This window comes from Pseudoalteromonas sp. SR43-7 (genome assembly GCF_014163785.1).
Classification (GTDB): Bacteria; Pseudomonadota; Gammaproteobacteria; order Enterobacterales; family Alteromonadaceae; genus Pseudoalteromonas; species Pseudoalteromonas distincta.
This window is the reverse complement of record NZ_JACJDY010000005.1, coordinates 177,889-196,125: the sequence shown is the minus strand read 5'-3', so window position 1 is coordinate 196,125 and position 18,237 is coordinate 177,889. Positions and strand designations below refer to the sequence as shown.

The window sequence follows — 18,237 nt, the reverse complement described above, 5'->3', positions numbered from 1 at the left end:
GTTAGTGGTTATGCCTAATTTTTATTATCGTTTCTATACTTATCAATAAGCTCAATTACTAACGCGTAGTTAAAGTGATCAATTGCTTCTTTGAGCTTAAATAGAGAGTGGCCTCTCTCATATTGATTCATTTCTAGCTGTCTAACCAAACTGCTAGGTACGGGGCGAGCCGTTAATGCTAATGAGTATATATTATCAATAACCGAGTCTTCGTTTTCTAGTTCATGTTGCTGTATATGTTCTTTTTTAAAGCTATCAGCTATCAAAAATTGTTTTACAGCAAAAAGTGTAAGTATTAATTGCTGATTAAAATGAGATAAATTAATACTTTTCTTATCTATTAAGCTTTCCTCAACACTTTGCGCGCTTTGTTGCAGTAGCTCAAAGCCTAATGTGCCGGCCAAGCCTTTGAGTGTATGTACTAGTCGAATTAAGCTTTCTAACTCTCCATTTTTGATTAATATATCAGCTTTAATCGAAAAGTCATTGTAATCGTTGACAAACTGAGTAAATAATTTAGCTAACAATTCGTCATTGTTTTCTAGGTTTTCTTTTGCTAAAGGCAGGTTTATAGTGCTCAGAGATTCGCTACTTTGCAGATGCTTTTCAATACTTTCGTAAAGCGCATCAAAAATAATCGGTTTTACTAAAAAGTCATCCATACCCGCTCTAAACGCTGCTTTTTTATCATTAGGATCTGCGGCTGCCGTAATGGCAATTATGGGAGTTTTGTAGCCTCGTTCTCTTAATATGCTTGTTGCTTCAAGCCCATCCATAACTGGCATTTGAACATCCATAAAAATAATATCGATGTCATTTATCTCGACTTTATCTAATGCATCATGTCCATTATCAGCAATGATCACGGTCATATCTAATCTTGCTAAAAGGGCGGAGGCTATTTCTTGGTTAATTCTATTATCATCAACAACTAATGCATTAAAACCCGAGAATTTAGGGTGAGGCTTTAATTGCTTTTCTTTGAAATTATTTGGTGAAAGCTTTCTTAAAACTTCAACTTCACTATTTTTATTACCGATAATTATAATGTCTATATTTTCATTTTTTGCAATTGGCTCAGGAGACTCTTCATCGGTAATTAATAAAATCAGTGTCAGTTTTTCATTAACGTTTTTATTTTGAGCGTACAGTTGTTGTAAAATAAAGTTATCGTTGAGCTCTTTTTTTTCTATCGACATTATTACAATACTAAATGGGCTACTAGGCTGAGACATTTTTGCAATGGCTCTTAATGGTTCTTGTGTTGTTTCTGTCGTTATATTTATATCACTTAGTAAGTCCATTAATTTTTTAATTTGCTCATTATCGGGGCTAATTAATAAGGCGTGTTTTTTAAGCTTTTGTTGCTCAGATAAAGTAAAGGGTAAAGTAAAGAAAAATTCGCTACCTTGATTAATCGTGCTCCTTACTTGTATATCTCCGCCCAGCAATTTAGTTAATTGTTTGCTTATAGTGAGTCCTAAACCGGTCCCACCATACTTTCTTGTTGTGCTTGAATCACCTTGCGAGAAAGACTGGAATATAATTTTTGATTGCTCTTCAGTCATCCCAATACCCGTGTCTTTTATACTAAAGCGAAGGTTTATTGTTTTTTCGTGTTGAGATGTCGCTTCTATAATTAATGATATTTCACCATGCTCAGTAAACTTAATTGCGTTACCTACACAGTTATTTATTATTTGGCTTAAGTGCATTGGGTCGCCAATAAGTTCAAGCCCTGCATCAACGTGTAAAGTAAAGTTTAATAACAAACCTTTTTGCTTGGCATTTGTTGAGAATAAATTTTGAACGTTAGAAACAATAGTATGTAAAGTAAAAGGGATTTGCTCTAACTGGACTTTTTCCGATTCTAGCTTAGAAAAATCTAGAATATTATTTAAGATCTGCAATAAATTTTGAGCACTTGAAAAAGCTTTATCTGCGTAGTGTTTTTGCCTTGAGGGAAGCTCGCTGCTTTGTAAAAGTTGCAACATACCTAATATGCCATTCATTGGGGTGCGAAGTTCATGACTCATATTGGCTACAAAATCTATTTTTGTTTTATTGGCTTTATCGGTTTGCTCCATAGCGCTCGTCAGGTCGGCATTCATTGCTTCCATTTGGGAATTTAATACGCGGGTTTCATTGAGTAGCTCTTTGGTTTGCTTATTTTTTAAATATAAAGCATTAGCTGCTTTTATTACCGATGCTATTTCAGTTTGATTTTGGCTGTTATTTGAAATAGTTACTGGCTTTTCGCTATTCATATCTTTAAGTAATAAAGTGAGCTGAGTAATTGGTTTTATAACCGATCTAAAAATAAAATAGCTTAAAAATAAAATGATTAACATAATTAAAACGGCAAATATATTTGCCTGTTCTGTATTTTTTGTTAAGTGGCTACTTAGTAGCTCTTCTGTTTTGATAAGTTTATTTTTTTCTATGTTTTTAATTTCATTAGTTAAATACAGCAATTCGTTTTCTATGCCTGTAAGCACTACATTTACAGAAAAAGTGTAGCTACGGGTGAGTAATACAAGTTGGTTATAAGCTTGTTTTAAGCTTGTTGTTTTATTGGAGAGGAATTCATTTATTACAGAGGTGCTCGTTAGTTTTTTATGTAAGTGATTTAAGTTTTGTTTTACATTTTGTGCTTCATCAAAATTAGGTTTATAGAGATAGCTTATAATTGCGTGTTTTAAATTACTTATTGTGAGTAAAACATCGTTAAAAATAACTTTATTATCATTGTTTGAAGACCCTTCTAAATCACTAATTGTTACCTGCAGATCATCAATAGGCTGTTTGAACTGAGTAGTGTAAAGGCGTTCGCGTTTTTGTCTGTTTACGACAACTTGGCCAAATGTATCTTGGTAATTATTTAAATACTCGCCAAGGCGTATTAGTGAGTTTTGATACTCAGGGGTCTGGTTTTGAGTGTTTGTTTTTAGCTGCTCGAGATTTAGATTTGCCTTATTTAAGTAAAAATTAAATTTGGTAATCGTATTTTCATTTGCATTGTCAATAAATGAAACTGCATGCCCTTGCAGGGAAATAATATCTTTTTCTAAGTTAGTTACAGCTTCACTTTGAATAAGCGCGTTATGTTGCGATTTTTGCAAGTTAAGTAAAGACGTTTGCGAATAGTTAAACAAATAGCTCTGTAAAAGAAGTAATCCAATCAGCGAACACAGAGCTAATATTATTTTTGATTTAATTGAGTTTATTATCATTATCGGCTAATCAACTCATACCATTTTTGCAGGCTGTAGTCATAGGTTGGCATAACTGTATTCCACACTGCTACATTACTAAAGCGTTTATGGTAACTACCGCCATTACGTTGCCCACCTGCTTTTACAGCTACGTCGCCATTGGTATTTAATAAATCTATGTTTGTTGCTTTTCCACCGTACCAGTAATCCCATTCAGACTGAGATAGGAGTAGTTTAGAGCGCTGCGGGTTACTAATGTAATAACCTTGGCGAGCAATAAATGCACCAGGCCAGCCTGAAAGCCACCAATTCATATAATCGTAAGCTGCATCTTTTGCGCTACTTTGTATTTGTGACGATAAACACATAACACCATGCCAGCCTCGGTAGCCTTCTTTTGGCGCGGCAAATTGAACATTAATATTTTGGCTGTTTAATGCAGAAACTGCAGGCGAAAACATACTTTCTATATGGGCTCGTTTACTTTTCATAAATTCAATCGACTCAGGAACCGAGTTCCAATAGCCACTAAAGTGACCTTGGCGTTTAAAGTCGAGTAATATACTAAACAATCTATCAAGTTCTGGGCGGGTCATTGCACCTATATTGTTAAATTTTATAAGCCCTTTACTTTGTGCTGCTAGGGCTAGGTCAAATAATCCAATGGTAGGCGCATTTACAATAGCTACTTTACCTCTGTTCTCGTCATCAAGCAGCCAACTCCAGCTTTCTGTTTCGTATGCTATACCGGGCTTAATAAAGTCGGTGTTGTAACCAAAAGAGTCAACATTATGCACATAAGGTAAAAAGCTAATATGATCGCTTTCTTGTGCGCTTAACGTGCCATCGGGTTGAACATTTAATAATTTATAGGGGGCATCACCTGCACCAATACTTGCAGTTTCGGTTAGTTTTCCCGTTTTAGTAAGTGGATTTATTTCGTTAAAGTAGGTGAGTCGTTTTTTTTCTATTGGCTGAATGGAACCTGCATCCCAAAGCACATTAATGCTGTTTGACCACTGTTCGTATAAATCAAAGGAGCTAGGGTCCATTGATGCCTTTTGCAAAACAGCAGCGCTGCCTGCGGGAGTAAATTCTATATTAATACCCAAGTCACTCATCGCTTGCTTGCGGATAGCCTCTTGGAGTGTTACATGCGTACCAAGCACTCTTAATGTGACTTTTTTTCTGGCAAAAACATAAGGCGCATGTGTTATTGCACCTGCTGTTAAACCTATTGCAGCTAGCTTTTTTAGCGTTGAACGCTTAGGGTTGTCCATGTTAAGCCTAAAGTACTAATGTGTGATATTATGTATAGCTAAGAACTTGTAAAGACACAAGTTGAATGGATAAATTTAAAATTATATAGAATGAAAAATTAGAATGTTAGGGTGTCAAAAAATAATAAAAACAGTGGAAAAATAGAAGAGTAGAACGAATTTGAAAAGGAGTAGGAAAGTGGTGGAGCTAAGCAGGATCGAACTGCTGACCTCCTGCGTGCAAGGCAGGCGCTCTCCCAGCTGAGCTATAGCCCCACATTCCTAAGTTACATATAATGTAACTGCTTGACTGCTGAGTTCCAAGCGGGATGAACTTTAAGTTTTTTTATAAATTTGGTCAAGTATTTTTTCGTAAATTTTCACTGTTTACGTCAATTTTTGTTAGACTCGGCTTAATTCAAAACTAAAACGATAAAAAACAATGAAAAAATGTGTTCTAGCGCTTATGGTTTTACTCGCTGGCTGTGCCTCAAATGATGAGCCGCCTTTTGAAATAAATAATAAACAGTTTCACGAAAAGCAAGATGAGCAAGGTAATAAGCTTTTTGCTTATGTTGTGTCGGTAAAAGCTAAGCATCGTGAAAACTTTAACTTAGATCGTGGTCCTAATAAGAGACCAAGTCGTGGTGAGGTTAAGCAGTATATAGAGAAAGAGCATTTTGAAGAATCGAGCATTCTGAAGTTACAGCTAGAAGACCAAGCAGTTGAATTATTAAATCAAGAGCTAAAAGATCGTAAGTATTGCGACAATAAGCATGAAGTTAATGATGTTTTATGGCGAGATTTGAGTGTACAACTAAGAGGGCGTTGTTTGTAATATGTTGGCTGATAAAACTAAGTTAGCAGAGCTTTTGGCGCACCTAGATATTAACTATGATGTAATAGAGCATCCGCCGCTACATACTAGCTTAGCGGCTGATGAGTTTATGATTGAGCGCCGAGGTACTCGTCTTAAAAACCTGTTTTTACGCGATAACGAAGGCAAGCGACACTTTTTAGTTATTACAGCGCACAATAAGCAACTCGATTTAAAGGCACTATCAAAGCAACAAGGGCTTTCACGCTTAGGGTTTGCATCGAGTGAACGCTTAGCAACGTATTTAAAAGTGGCTCCTGGGTGTGTATCTATGTTGGCTCTTTTAAATGATAAGCAAAACGAAGTGAGCTTATGGGTTGACCAAGATATTTGGCACGGTGATTTGTTTCATTGTCATCCGTTTGAAAACACCCAAACATGGTTGCTTAGTAAAGCTGATTTAGAAACATTTTTTAATTACACAAAGCATCAACCGCGCGTTGTATTTTTACCCTCAAAATAAGCCCACATAATTAACGATAAACCACATAAGCAAACCGCAAGCAGCGTAAACATAAACGCTGTTTGCCCATGATGTTGGTATACCACACCGGGTAATAACGACCCCAATGCGCCACCACTGTAATAAAACGATACATATCCGCCATTGGTTACACTTGGTGGGGCTTTACTGATTTTATTAACGAGCGGTGCGGCAGTTGAATGAATCACAAACATAGCACCGCAAAACAAAGTAAATGCGATTAAAAATAAGCTAAGCTGACGGCTCATTAATAAAATAATACTCACACTATAAAAACTAAATACCGCAGTTAATAAATGCCAAGGCGAAGGGACTTTTTTAAGTAACCAAGGTGCAGCAATAGAGGCGAGGGCACCAATTAAATAACCACTGTAAACCAAACCTATGTCACGAGTATTGGTAATTAAAAACGTGTTTTGTAATATAAACGGTAAGTAGTTAAGTAGTGCCGCGAAGCAAAAAAACATACAAAAAACGGCGCCGTAAACTTTAAGTACAGCGCCTTCTTTAAGTTGTTTAATGTAATCGAGTGGGGAGAGCTGCGACTGTTTAGCTGGGTTTGTAAAGCGAGAATGCTTAACTGTCAAAGCTAAGCAAATAAGCATAAAAGCAATTACGTAATAAAAGCTCTGCCAATTCCATAAGTCGCTAAACAAAGCGGCAAACACGCGTCCAAAGTAACCACCAACTATACTGCTACCAATATATAGGGTCATATTTTTTTGAAGTGTATCAGCGCTATAACTCATGCCTATATAGCTAGTCATTGCTGTTAAGGCTGCGGGGAGCGTTAAACCTTGTAAAAATCTGACTAATAATAAAAGCTCAAAGCTAGGTACATAAACAAAAAGTAAGCAGCTAAGGCCTAAAAGCACCATTGCAATACGTAATATAAGTAGTGGATTTATTTTTGCTAAAAATAAACCATAAACGAGCGGGGCAATGGCTAAAGGCAGCATAGTTGCAGTCATTAGGCTGCCAGCTACCGCAGGTGCTACATTAAATTCGCTCGCAAAAAGGCTAAGTAGGGGTTGCGGTGCATAAAGCACAAAAAATATAAATACCGAGCAAACGAGTAGATGAGGTAAACGCATTATATGGCTTGTGCATTTGCTGATTGGTTGTCTGGTATTGTATTAAAAATTGCTTTTAATTCATAATTAAAACCATAGTCATTGCGCTATATCATGGCTTGTTTTAACTAGTTTGCTAGATTAATGTCGATAGCGCTGTTATTTGAACTCGTTGGTGATTAAAATAGCGATAATATTAGTTTTTAGTGGAACAAAGTCATGGGTTCATTACAAGACCAATTGCTTCAAGCAGGATTAACAACAACGCATAATGCTAAGGTTGCTAAATCAGAAAAGCGTAAGCAACAAAAAAAGCAAAAGAAAGGGGCGACTAGCAACCCTAGTGATCTGCAAAAGCATATTCAACAAACCAAGCTAGAGCAGCAAAAAAAAGCTGAAGAGCTTAACCAAACACGCCAAGTGAGCTTAAAGCAGCGCGAGCAAGAAGCGCGTGTTAAACAAATTTTAGAACACCACAACCAAGATGCTATTCGTGGTGAGCGCACATTTAATTTTACTTATCAAAACAAAGTAAAAAATATTGACGTGAACGAGAAAACGCAAAAAGCGTTATCGGGCGGTCGTTTAGCTATTTGTGTACTAGAAGGGCAATTTTACGTATTAGATGACGAACCAGCACGCAAAGTGGCTGAAGTTGACGAAAAGTATATTGTTTTTCATGTAGAGCCAGAAAATAAACCAAAAGATGAAGATGACCCGTACGCAGACTTTGAAGTACCAGATGATATAGTGTGGTAATGGTCTATTAAGGGTAAGCTCATTTTTATTTGCTAAAGTATATTAAAGTGAGATAGAAACGAGTTAGCGGCTTTTGGTTAAGTTGATCGTCTAGCGTCGTTTCGTACGTATGCTTTTTATTTGATTGTTTACTACAATCAATAGAACAGTTTTTCTAACCGTCAAAAAAGAAGAGTAAATACAATGAGCAAGATGAAAACACTACTATTAGGCGCGGGTATTACTTTAGCCGCAAGCTTCTCGTTTAATGCAGCTGCTGCCGATGGCGCTGCACTTTATACCGCTAAAAATTGTCAAACTTGTCATGGCGCTGAAGGCAAAGCACCAATTATGGGTATGTACCCTAAACTAAACGGTCAAAACAAAGACTATTTAGTAGCGCAAATGAAAGATATTAAGTCAGGTGCACGTAATAACGGTATGACAATGGCAATGAAAGCAATGGTTGCAACGGTAACAGATGAAGAGTTTGAAGCAATTGCAGATTACCTAGCTAACGTAAAATAATTTACGCAGCTATACCATTTTAATGCAATTGGTATTTTAGTTTTATAAACAGCCACACAATAGTGTGGCTGTTTTGTTTGGTGTTTGCTATAAAATAGAGACTGCTTTAGACTTCTAAACATCTGTTCGTACAGGTTAATAATGTACGTTTTTAAAAGGCTCATTATGTTTGATTTACCCCAACTCGATTTAAAAAATAAAGTATCAGCACAAGAGTGGCAACTTCGTGTTGATTTAGCCGCATGTTATAGACTGGTAGAGCACTTTCGTTGGGGGGATTTAATCTATACGCATTTATCAGCACGTTTGCCTGGCACTGACCACTACCTAGTAAATGCCTTTGGTTTAACCTTTGATGAAGTAACTGCCTCTAATTTAGTAAAGGTAGACTTAGACGGCAACATTATTGACGATACGCCATTTAGTATTAATCCAGCTGGATTTACTATTCACAGTGCGATTCACGAGGTACGCGAAGACGCTCATTGTGTTATTCACCTTCATACCAAAGAAACAATCGCAGTCGCTACACAAAAAAATGGTTTATTACCGCTTAGCCAATATTCAATGTTTTCACTGCCATCGCTTTCTTATCATGGTTACGAAGGGCTTGCAGTAAACGACGACGAGCGAAAAGTGCTGCAAGATGATTTGGGCAGCACTAACCATATGTTATTGGTAAATCATGGTGGCTTAACAGTAGGTCCAACGGTAGGCGATGCGTTTATGCGCTTTTATGATTTACAGCGAGCGTGTGAAATACAACTAGCACTACAATCAAGCTCGCAAGAGGTGATTGAAGTACCGCAACCTATAATCGACAATATTTATAATCAAGCAAACGTAGTACACAGTGGCAGCACTGGCGGGCAACTTGCGTGGCCTGCGATGTTACGTAAAGCGTATCGACTTGACCCTAGTTTTGCAAAATAACCCATAGCGGTTAATAAGGAATTTTAATGAAAGTAAATCGCGTTGAAGTATTTGATATTCACTGTCCTGATAGACCTTCTTGGACACCTGTGTTTGTACGTATTCATACTGACGAAGGTATTTGTGGTGTTGGCGAAGCGGGCCTTGCATACGATTTAGGTCACAGTGCTGCAGCGGCTATGATTAAGGAAATGGCCGACGCCTTTTTAATAGGCCACGACCCATTTCAAACAGAAAAACTATGGTCACGTATGTTACGTGAAAGCTTTTGGGGTTTAGGCGGCGGACCTGTTGTATATGCTGCAATGAGCGCAATTGATACCGCACTTTGGGATATAAAAGGTAAAGCGCTTGGTTTACCTGTATACCAGTTATTAGGCGGTAAAGTTAACGACAAACTACGCACTTACGCTTCGCAATTACAGTTTGACTGGGATAGCGAATTTAAAGCCCTAGTACAACCGCAAGAATATGCAGAAGCGGCTTTAAAGGCGATGGCCGAAGGTTACGATGCAGTAAAAGTAGATCCAATTCAGTACGATAAAGACGGCAATACTTATTACGACCGTACAAAAATAATCTCACGCACTGAAATGAAGCTATACCGTGCACGTATGCAAGCCATTCGCGAAGCAGTAGGCGACGAAGTGGATATTATTTTTGAATGCCACAGTTTACCTGGCGTGACAACAGCCATTCAGTTGGGTGAAATTGCAGAAGAATTTGACTGTATGTACTTTGAAGAGCCAGTTAACTACCTAAACCATTCATTGCATGCAAAAGTAGCAGATAAAGTTAATGTGCCAATTGCTGGTGGTGAACGTTTGTATAATCGCTGGGGTGTGCGCCCGTACTTAGAAGATCAAAGTATTGATGTTCTGCAACCTGATATTGGTTTATGTGGTGGCTTTACCGAAACTAAAAAAGTATGTGATTACGCAGATATCTTTGATGTGCGTATTCAAGCTCACGTATGTGGCGGGCCTGTTGCAACAGCAGCATCACTGCACTTAGAAACGGCTATCCCTAACTTTTTGATTCATGAGCACCACACTTATGCGATTAAAAAGTGGAACCGCGAGTTATGTTTACAAGACCCACAACCTAAAAATGGTTTCTTTGAAGTGTCAGAAGAGCCAGGGTTGGGGATTGAATTAAATGATGAGATTGTTATGCGTTCTCAACGCGTAGAAATAAAATAATAGTCTTTTAACCTAACTTTAGGTCATGCATTAAAAAGCCGGTAAGTGATTAGTCACTTACCGGATTTTACTTGTTTGGGGGGAGGTAAAGCTTGCTATAACTCGTTGATTTTACATTCCACGTCTTTAAGTTCAATAGTTGCTTTGCTATCGAGATGGCGTATGTAGCACTGATTACCTTTAATCATCAATTCAAACTGATCGGGTGTATTGCGTCTTTGCGTGTCGATAATATTATTACCATCCACATTGCTAAGGGTTACTGTGCTGCTGGTAGTAAATACATTATCAGCTAATTGAGTTTCTTGTATATGTACAAGTGTTTTAATTGCTTTGCTAACGGCTGTTTTATTTGGCTTTGTCAGTAGAGCATGTTGCAGCTTAGGTGTAGGGTCTGGATTTTGAGATATGCAGCCATTGAGAAAAAACGCAGAAAATACAACGATTAGTAAAAAGTACATTTTCATAAATTGGCCGTATTATTATAAAAAGAGAGTTTAATATAACTAGTTTTACTTAAACTTGGTAGTAGTGCTTAGCGTTTGCATAGCTAAGGTCATGCCATGTCTTATCGTTTGAGCATAGCGCCTTATGGCAGTGCCATAGGTTGTTGTAGCTTGTATTTATTTGGCACACAGGGAAGTTGCTTGCAAACATAATACGCTGCTGGCCAAAGTGATTAAAAAGAAAATTAAAACACGCGGCTTGTTGCTCACTGGTAAGTTGTAGTAATTCAAAACCAGAGAATTTAATTGCTATGTTGTCGTGCTGAGCAAGTAACTCAGCACCTTGTTGCCAGTAATTTAAATTACTTGGCAGTCCTGCATGATTAATTATAATTTGAAGCTGCGGTAGCTGCTTAGCGTAGTAAGCTATTTGTTTGGTTATTTCGCTATTTTCAATATCAAATTGAGCTTCAAAATGCAGTTTATTTGTAGCCAATAAATTAAGGTTACTAATACAATGAGGGCTTTTTAGTCTCACTGCATCATCTTCTTCGGTTATATCTCTTATACCACAAAGGCTTGAATGAGCCAGTGCATTTAGCGCGTGATTAAATTGCTCTGCGGGCGCATCAATTTGGTTGTAACTAATAGCCTTAAATGAAAGGTTTTTTAAATGCGAGCTTAGCCAGTTTAACTCGTTTATAGGTGATTGATTATCAAACCCAGCCTCAATGTGCACAATACCCGCAAGTTCAAAATCAGTACTTTTAACAAGTTGCTCTGCACTTATTGCTTGTTTAATTTTTTCTAGGTTAGGCCATGCTGGTGGGTTTTCGCCTTGTAGCCAAGTATATTGCCCCTCGGCAAGATTAAAAAAATGCACATGAGGGTCAATAATTTGCATGCTCATTGGGCAGTGTAACCACCATCAATACTTTGTAGGCTGCCTGTTATAAAACTGGCATCATCACTTGCTAAAAAGCTCACAAGGGCAGCAACCTCATCGGCTTGACCTAATCGGTTAAGCGGTTGAAGACTTGCTTCCTCGGCAACTATTTCAGCTTTGTTTGCGCCACTGTTTGCGCAGTACGCATCTATCGCGTTATGAAATAGCGGGGTTTCTATTGTGCCAGGGCATACCGCATTTACTCTAATATTAAAGCTCGCGTAATCAAGCGCCGTTGTTTTGGCCATTGAGGCAAGGGCATGTTTTGTTAGGTTATACGCAAAAGAGTTTTGCTTACCTATAATTGCTTGATCGGATGCGACTAATATAATAGCGCCGCTATTTTGCGCTTTCATGCTTGGCAATACGCTTTGTACTGCGGCATAGGCGCCTTTAACATTAAGCGCAAAAAGTGCATCGAGAGTTTGCTCATCGGTGCTTTCTATATTTGCGCTTAAGTGTTTTCCAGCATTAGAAACAAGTACATCAATGCGTTTGCTTTGTTCACAGATAGCGTTGATACAGCTTTGTACCGCCGATACATCACTTACATCACACTGATGGAATATACCAGTTTCGCTTGGCTCTATATCAAGGTTATGTACTTTATAACCATTACTTAGCAAACGCTTTACAACGGCTAGACCAATTCCTTTTGTACCACCTGTAACTACTGCAACTTTAGACATACTTACTTCCTTTATTGCTAACTAGTGAGAGTGACCACAGCCGCCTTCAGCGTGCACATGTCCGTGAGAAACTTCTTCACTTGTTGCTTCACGTACAGATACAACTTCAACGTCAAACGTTAGTGTTTTGCCCGCAAATGGGTGGTTTAAATCACAATCTGCGTTAAAACGACCAACCTTAACAATAGTAACCTGATGACGACCTTGATTAGAGCTAACCATTGCTGTCATACCTGGTTTCCATACTTTTACGTCGCCTTGTAGGTGCTTAAGCGGAATACGTTGAATTAAGTCATCAACACGCTCGCCGTATGATTCACTTGGCTCTAGAGTTACACTAAATTTTTCGCCAGCTTCTTTGCCTTCAAGTGCTTTTTCTAAACCAGGAAGCATGCCTTCGCTGCCATGAATGTAAGTAAGTGGCGCTTCGTTTGTGCTACTTTCAATTTGCTCGCCCGCTTCGCTAAGGGTGTAATGAAATTCAACTGCTGAATTTTTGCTAATTTGCATGCTTGTCTCTTCAAATAATAACTATGTTAGGGCGCAATTTTACGCGAAATATACGTGTTTATAAACTTAACGTGGCTGATTTAGTGTTTTTTGTAAATCTAGCAGTAAATCTTTTTTTATTGGTGCTGCTTTTTGCTTTTCAGCCTGTGGTATAAACAGTACTAATTGAGTGCCAGGCTTTAAAATACTTGATGCAGAGAGTTTGTTCCATTTTGCCAAGTCGCTATGAGGTACATCATAAAGCTGACTTATACTCCAAAGGCTATCGCCTGACTTAACTTCGTAATCTATTTCAATGGTGGGGATCGCAATCTCTTGGGGTTCTAAATAAGGGCTGATTTTGTAATCAACAGTTAATGTGCTTGGCAGAGTTTTAGGTTGTCCAACTAATAACTTTTCTCCAACACCTATTAAATTATTATTTTTATTATTAAGTTGTTTTAACGCTTTTACAGACATACTAAAACGCCCGGCGATACTGTAAAGCGTATCGTTTTGTTTAACGATGTACTCTCCAGCAAAATTTGATTTAAAAAACTGACTTTTTAATAATGCTTCTTGTCCTATAGGTAGCAGTAAAGTATGCGGCCCATTAGGTGAGCTTTGATTTTTTAAATACCCCTGATTAATAGCATGTAACTGCTTTGAACCTATACCAGAGAGCTTAGCTATGACTGAAAAATCGAACTGCTGGCCTATATTCATCTGTGTTGTAAATGGTTTATATGCAAGCTTTGGGCGTTTAATGCCCTTTTGTGGGTGTTTAACTAAATAGCTTAAAGCGAGTAACTTGGGTACATAGTCAGCGGTTTCTTTTGGCAGACTGAGCGACCAGTAATCGGTGCTTTTACCGCGTTTTTTGTTTTTTTCGATTGCGCGTTTAACACGGCCCTCACCACTATTATAAGCGGCCAAAGCATGTAGCCAATTACCATCAAAGCGTTTATGTAAGTAACTTAAGTAATCAAGTGCAGCATCGGTTGAAGCAAGTACGTCTTGGCGCCCGTCATACCATTGATCTGATTTAACACCAAAGTGATGCGCCGTTGCGCCAACTAATTGCCAAACACCAACAGCTTGCTGTGATGAGGCTATTGTTGGTCTAAAATCGCTTTCTACAAATGGTAGTAAAGCGAGCTCCATAGGTAATTGCTTTTGCTCAATTTTTTTTACGATGTGATACAGATAAGGCGCTGCGCGTTTGCTCACCGTTTGTAAGTAGTTAGGTTGCTTTGCATACCAGCTGATACGCTTTTTTAAGGCGCGATTTTGATAAATCGTAAAGTGTAGATTATTGGCTATATGCACCCACAGATCGGTGGTTTTAGGTGGGCGCTTTTTTACGATTGTTTTTTTGAATTGAAGTGGCGTAACTATCTCATTAACTTGAGGCGTTTGAGCTATTTCCTCGTCAATATTATAAGTATAGTCAGGCTCAAAATGAGTAAATATTTGTGGAGCTTCTTGTGGTTCTTGCTCCGTTGATTGACAACCAAATAACAAAACACCCAAACAACATAAAACCAAACTGCGCATAGTGATCACTTTTGTAAATTCCTTTTATTATTTTAACACAATCCGTTGTGTTGAGTTATTCTGCGCTTTTTGCGCGATTTAGGCCAGCTTGTAAAAAGAAGTTGCTCGATTTTATATTAAGCGCTTCTTGTTTATAAGGCTCAATAACTGATTCAGGAAACGATAGCATTAACTGCTCAATACTTTGATCTTTATTGTTTTTAACGTGCTCTGTTATGGCTGTTAAAAATGATAGTGGCTGTTTCAGCTGCTCTTTTGTTAATGTGCCGCCGTGGCCAGGTATAATAATAGTGAGCTTTTCGTCGTTAATATATTGCTTAAGCAACGTTTGCCAACTTTTAAGTTCGCCGTGACCAGGGTAAGGAAGCCAGTCAACGATATCGCCACCAATCAGCACACTGCCATTATTAGTAGTAATAGTTAAATCACCGTTAGTATGGGCTTGCTGCGGCTCAAGCGTTACCTCAAAACCACCAAGGTCGATAATTTTACGACTATCAATTACTATTTCGGGTTGGCTAAGCTGATACTCCTGCCAGCGAAAAAGTCGCTTTTTTGCAAGCTTTAACTTATCACGCCATTTAGCTTGCTCTTCTTTGGGTACATTCGCTAACCGTTGGTAGCTCAGCTCAATGCTCTTTTCATAGGTGTCTAGTTTGTCGGTATATGCTGTTTGGTAAAGGCTAAAATTTTTATTTACTTGCTGATGAACAATGAGCTTGGCATCAGGATAAAAATTTTGCATAACCGCCATACCTAGCAAGTGATCGTCATGGTAATGCGTGGCAACCAAATAGCATAAAGGTGTTTTAAGGCGTTTTTTTAAATCTTCAGCAAGTTGTTCAACTGCAGCAAAATTGGCACTCGTATCAACCAGTAGGGCACATTTTTCGCCTTCAATTAATACTTGGTTAGAGTCGTAAAAGCGAAGCTTGTCTTGTTGCTTTAAAAACTGAATATGAGGGTTTATTGTATTCCAAATAACGGCAGCGTAGGTGCTGGGTGCTATTAATAGCAAAGTGCATGACAATAGTAAGTGCTTACATAAAGAGGTTATGTTTGAAAGTTTTAACTTCATTTATTATCTCTACGCTGAGGTTTAATTACTTTAATAATAAACAAAAAGCGCAGTATGCGCTTTTTATTTTTGGTGTTTGGGGTCATTTGCCAAATGTTGACTGAGTTTATCAATCAATTGGTCTTGATGCTGTTGTTCAACTGTAGCCTGTGTTTTTGCTTCTAGCAATTCGTGGCTTAAGTTTAATGCTGCCATTAATAGGGCTTTTTGATCGTTTCTAACGGTTGAGCGTTGTTTCATTTGCTCAACTAAGTCATTTAGATTTTTAGCTGCTGCTATTAATGCATCTTCCTGCCCTTCGGGGCAAGCAAATTGCTGCTCTTTACCTAGCAACTCAACAGTGACCCGCTGGTTTTGCAGCTCAGACATTAGCTAGCCTGTTGTGCGCTTTGTAATTTATCAAGGAGACCAGATAAAGTTGTGCTGGCATCTTTTTGCTTTTCTTCATTTTCTAAAGCTTCAAGCTGTAGTAATTCGTTTTCATCGCTTAGTTTAGTGTTCTGTTCTTTTAAAGTAGCAACATCTGTTTGTAATTGATTATTACGTTCGATTAAAGAATCGATCAGTTGTTCGAGTTGTTGAAGAGTAGTGTTGTTCATAAAGGCGCTCATATAACTGTAATTAATGTCATGCAAATGTAAAGCAAAGTGTGTTGATTTGCCAGCATTTACGGTGGTTTTAGCTGATTTTTCTTCTGCGTTAAGGGATAATTCAGCATATGAGCTTTTTCATTCAGAAATGGTTCACTTTAACACTCTCTTATCTTGGTGTGAGTTGCCAAAGCCTAGTGCTTATGGTTCACTTACGATATTAAATTGCGTATGGCGAAAATAAATAATGCTTAGTTACAGACACTCATTTCATGCGGGTAATCCTGCCGATGTACTTAAACATTTAGTACTGGCACAAGTACTAAATTACCAAACAATTAAAGATAAACCGCTTGATTATATAGACACGCATTCAGGTGCTGGCTTTTTTGAACTGGCAGCTGCTGATGCGCAAAAAACGCAAGAGTATCAAGATGGTATTGAAAAACTTTGGCAACATAAAAGTGAACATGCTGAGCTTAATGAGTACATTGAATTAATTAAGTCATTTAACGACACTGACGAACTTGCATTTTATCCGGGTTCACCAAAAATTGCAGAGCATTACTTGCGCCGCCAAGATAAGGGTTGGTTTTTTGAACTGCACCCGCGCGATTTATTATTACTTGAAGAAAATATGCAAGGTAAGCGCTCCATTCGTGTGCGCGGAGAAGATGGCTTTACCGGCTTAGTAGGATTATTACCACCAGCATCTCGCAGAGCGTGTGTGTTAATTGACCCTCCGTACGAAATTAAAGATGACTACGAAACGGTTGTAAAAACCTTAGTTAAAGCTCATCAGCGTTTTGCTACAGGTACTTATATGATTTGGTATCCGGTAGTAGACAGAGAGCGCATTGATAATATGGAGCAGGGCTTAATTGATTCAGGAATGCGCAACATTCAGCTATTTGAATTAGGCACTGAAGCGGACACTGACGTACACGGCATGACAGCATCTGGCATGATTGTGATTAACCCTCCATGGAAGCTAAAGCAAACAATGGATGCAATAATGCCTGAACTTGTTGATTTGTTGAGTGAGCCAAGTGGTTTTTACAGAAGTGAACAACTCGTTGATGAGTAGCTTTAAATAGTGCTTAGAATGAATGATAAAATGCCCAGTTTTGCTGGGCATTTTATTTAAAATCAATACGAATGTGTTAGGTAACACATATATTAGGGAGCTAAATATTAATTAAAATAAACTGCGTTAAAAGTAGCAAGCGTATTACCGCTGTTGTTTTTTAGTTTTAGTGACTCGCCTGTAATTTCCCACTTTGAAGTATTGTTAAGTACGTTAGACATAGCTGCCTCTTGGTCCATATTCTCCGAACACATCTTTTTTGTACTCGCTAACTGACTAAGTGTAATTGTGTGCTGCTCGGTGCTATAACTTCCGCTAAAATTATTACAGCCTAAAAAGCCATTAACACGGTAGTCTTTATCGAACTGAATAAACGGCTCTTTAGTTGTAACATTTACTGTTTGAGCATTGATTGTTATTGCTTTCCAGTACGTGTTTGTAAGCGTTACGTCTGGCTTTTCAACGGATACTTTTGAAAGCTCAATTTTATAAGGGCCAGTTAGCTGTGATTCTCTAAATGGGTCGTTATTTGTGGTACTTGTGTAAAGTACTTTGTCTTTATTTATGATTCTGGCGCTTAGGCTATAGCGGTGTTTATCGTTAACTTTACTGGCATCATAAGTTAGCTCTACAGTAAATGGTGGGGCTTGGGTAATATCAATCACTTCTTGGGTTATTATATCTGCTTTTACATCCATTTTAGATACATCCGAAAGCGTAACTATTAACTGTGAACCGGGGCGAAGCATACTGCGATCTTTGTAGCTAACTTGGGTAGTTAGAGTCGATATTGATTTTGCTTGCTCTGTATTTTCAGTCGGCTTTGTTTGTTGATCACAACCGGTTATAGCAAAAGCGCTCAGTGCTAATAAACTAAGTCCTGTAAGTGTTTTTTTACGTGAATGTACTGCTTGATGCTTTTCCATGTTTGTTATCCTTACTCAATATTATCCCCCTAGTGTATTACCTAGTGACTTAATCATTCCTTAACTTATTTTAAACATAAAAAAAGGCGCATTAGCGCCTTTAATAATTAAAAACAAACG

19 protein-coding genes and 1 tRNA gene are annotated in these 18,237 nt (G+C 38.0%); 7 read left to right on the top strand and 13 right to left on the bottom strand.

Features of this window, described 5'->3' with window-relative positions:
• Positions 1-14 precede the first annotated feature (14 nt).
• From H5087_RS06115 to H5087_RS06105, 3 genes are all read right to left on the bottom strand, one after another.
• Positions 15-3,233 carry an ATP-binding protein gene (locus H5087_RS06115; protein ID WP_182671468.1) on the bottom strand — a complete coding sequence of 1,073 codons (3,219 nt, stop codon included), beginning with the start codon at positions 3,231-3,233 and terminating at the stop codon, positions 15-17.
• The gene (locus H5087_RS06110; RefSeq protein ID WP_182671467.1) at positions 3,233-4,495 is read right to left on the bottom strand and encodes a PotD/PotF family extracellular solute-binding protein; all 1,263 of its coding nucleotides are present in this window, start codon (positions 4,493-4,495) and stop codon (positions 3,233-3,235) included. The genes H5087_RS06115 and H5087_RS06110 overlap by 1 nt, the downstream gene beginning before the upstream one ends.
• A 179-nt stretch (positions 4,496-4,674) precedes the next feature.
• A tRNA-Ala gene (locus H5087_RS06105) sits at positions 4,675-4,750 on the bottom strand.
• A gap of 166 nt (positions 4,751-4,916) precedes the next feature.
• Between H5087_RS06105 and H5087_RS06100 the strand changes: the two genes are divergently transcribed.
• Positions 4,917-5,312: a hypothetical protein gene (locus tag H5087_RS06100; protein ID WP_002957870.1), complete on the top strand. Its 396-nt coding sequence runs from the start codon at positions 4,917-4,919 to the stop codon at positions 5,310-5,312.
• Position 5,313: 1 nt separating this feature from the next.
• Positions 5,314-5,814 (top strand): prolyl-tRNA synthetase associated domain-containing protein, encoded by a 501-nt coding sequence (locus H5087_RS06095; protein ID WP_182671466.1) that lies wholly within the window; start codon positions 5,314-5,316, stop codon positions 5,812-5,814.
• On the opposite strand, the gene H5087_RS06090 is transcribed toward H5087_RS06095, so the two are convergent.
• Positions 5,781-6,929, bottom strand: a complete 1,149-nt coding sequence (locus H5087_RS06090) for an MFS transporter (RefSeq protein ID WP_182671465.1) — start codon at positions 6,927-6,929, stop codon at positions 5,781-5,783. The genes H5087_RS06095 and H5087_RS06090 overlap by 34 nt on opposite strands.
• Positions 6,930-7,127: 198 nt before the next feature.
• Between H5087_RS06090 and H5087_RS06085 the strand changes: the two genes are divergently transcribed.
• From H5087_RS06085 to H5087_RS06070, 4 genes are all read left to right on the top strand, one after another.
• Positions 7,128-7,667: a DUF2058 domain-containing protein gene (locus H5087_RS06085; RefSeq protein ID WP_182671464.1), complete on the top strand. Its 540-nt coding sequence runs from the start codon at positions 7,128-7,130 to the stop codon at positions 7,665-7,667.
• A 183-nt stretch (positions 7,668-7,850) separates the two neighbouring features.
• Positions 7,851-8,174: a c-type cytochrome gene (locus tag H5087_RS06080; protein ID WP_002957866.1), complete on the top strand. Its 324-nt coding sequence runs from the start codon at positions 7,851-7,853 to the stop codon at positions 8,172-8,174.
• A 165-nt stretch (positions 8,175-8,339) separates the two neighbouring features.
• Positions 8,340-9,107, top strand: coding sequence for a class II aldolase/adducin family protein (locus tag H5087_RS06075; RefSeq protein ID WP_010554363.1), 768 nt, complete (start codon positions 8,340-8,342; stop codon positions 9,105-9,107).
• 26 nt (positions 9,108-9,133) lie between these two features.
• The gene (locus H5087_RS06070; protein WP_182671463.1) at positions 9,134-10,309 is read left to right on the top strand and encodes a mandelate racemase/muconate lactonizing enzyme family protein; all 1,176 of its coding nucleotides are present in this window, start codon (positions 9,134-9,136) and stop codon (positions 10,307-10,309) included.
• Positions 10,310-10,404: 95 nt separating this feature from the next.
• Here H5087_RS06070 and H5087_RS06065 read toward each other — a convergent pair whose 3' ends face one another.
• The 8 genes from H5087_RS06065 to zapB all read right to left on the bottom strand — a co-directional run bounded on the left by H5087_RS06065 (position 10,405) and on the right by zapB (position 16,113).
• Positions 10,405-10,776, bottom strand: coding sequence for a hypothetical protein (locus H5087_RS06065; RefSeq protein ID WP_182671462.1), 372 nt, complete (start codon positions 10,774-10,776; stop codon positions 10,405-10,407).
• Positions 10,777-10,825: 49 nt separating this feature from the next.
• Positions 10,826-11,665 carry an amidohydrolase gene (locus H5087_RS06060; protein WP_182671461.1) on the bottom strand — a complete coding sequence of 280 codons (840 nt, stop codon included), beginning with the start codon at positions 11,663-11,665 and terminating at the stop codon, positions 10,826-10,828.
• The gene (locus tag H5087_RS06055; RefSeq protein WP_182671460.1) at positions 11,662-12,390 is read right to left on the bottom strand and encodes an SDR family NAD(P)-dependent oxidoreductase; all 729 of its coding nucleotides are present in this window, start codon (positions 12,388-12,390) and stop codon (positions 11,662-11,664) included. Before H5087_RS06055 ends, H5087_RS06060 begins: the two co-directional genes overlap by 4 nt.
• A 21-nt stretch (positions 12,391-12,411) precedes the next feature.
• Positions 12,412-12,900, bottom strand: a complete 489-nt coding sequence (locus H5087_RS06050) for a peptidylprolyl isomerase (RefSeq protein ID WP_002957860.1) — start codon at positions 12,898-12,900, stop codon at positions 12,412-12,414.
• 66 nt (positions 12,901-12,966) lie between these two features.
• Entirely contained in the window at positions 12,967-14,436 is a 1,470-nt protein-coding gene (locus H5087_RS06045) for a LysM peptidoglycan-binding domain-containing protein (RefSeq protein WP_182671459.1), read from the bottom strand.
• Between the two features lie 55 nt (positions 14,437-14,491).
• On the bottom strand, positions 14,492-15,514 hold the full coding sequence (locus tag H5087_RS06040; RefSeq protein WP_182671458.1) for an MBL fold metallo-hydrolase: 1,023 nt from the start codon (positions 15,512-15,514) through the stop codon (positions 14,492-14,494).
• Positions 15,515-15,577: 63 nt separating this feature from the next.
• Positions 15,578-15,883 carry a cell division protein ZapA gene (locus tag H5087_RS06035; RefSeq protein WP_002957856.1) on the bottom strand — a complete coding sequence of 102 codons (306 nt, stop codon included), beginning with the start codon at positions 15,881-15,883 and terminating at the stop codon, positions 15,578-15,580.
• A complete protein-coding gene (gene zapB / locus H5087_RS06030) occupies positions 15,883-16,113 on the bottom strand; it encodes a cell division protein ZapB (protein WP_002957855.1) in 231 nt (76 codons plus the stop codon). The genes H5087_RS06035 and zapB overlap by 1 nt, the downstream gene beginning before the upstream one ends.
• A 238-nt stretch (positions 16,114-16,351) precedes the next feature.
• Here zapB and H5087_RS06025 point away from each other — a divergent pair, with 238 nt between their 5' ends.
• Positions 16,352-17,191, top strand: a complete 840-nt coding sequence (locus H5087_RS06025) for a 23S rRNA (adenine(2030)-N(6))-methyltransferase RlmJ (protein ID WP_182671457.1) — start codon at positions 16,352-16,354, stop codon at positions 17,189-17,191.
• Positions 17,192-17,298: 107 nt separating this feature from the next.
• Here the strand turns inward: H5087_RS06025 and H5087_RS06020 are convergent, their stop codons facing one another.
• The gene (locus H5087_RS06020) at positions 17,299-18,117 is read right to left on the bottom strand and encodes an META domain-containing protein (protein ID WP_182671456.1); all 819 of its coding nucleotides are present in this window, start codon (positions 18,115-18,117) and stop codon (positions 17,299-17,301) included.
• Between the last annotated feature and the right edge of the window lie 120 nt (positions 18,118-18,237).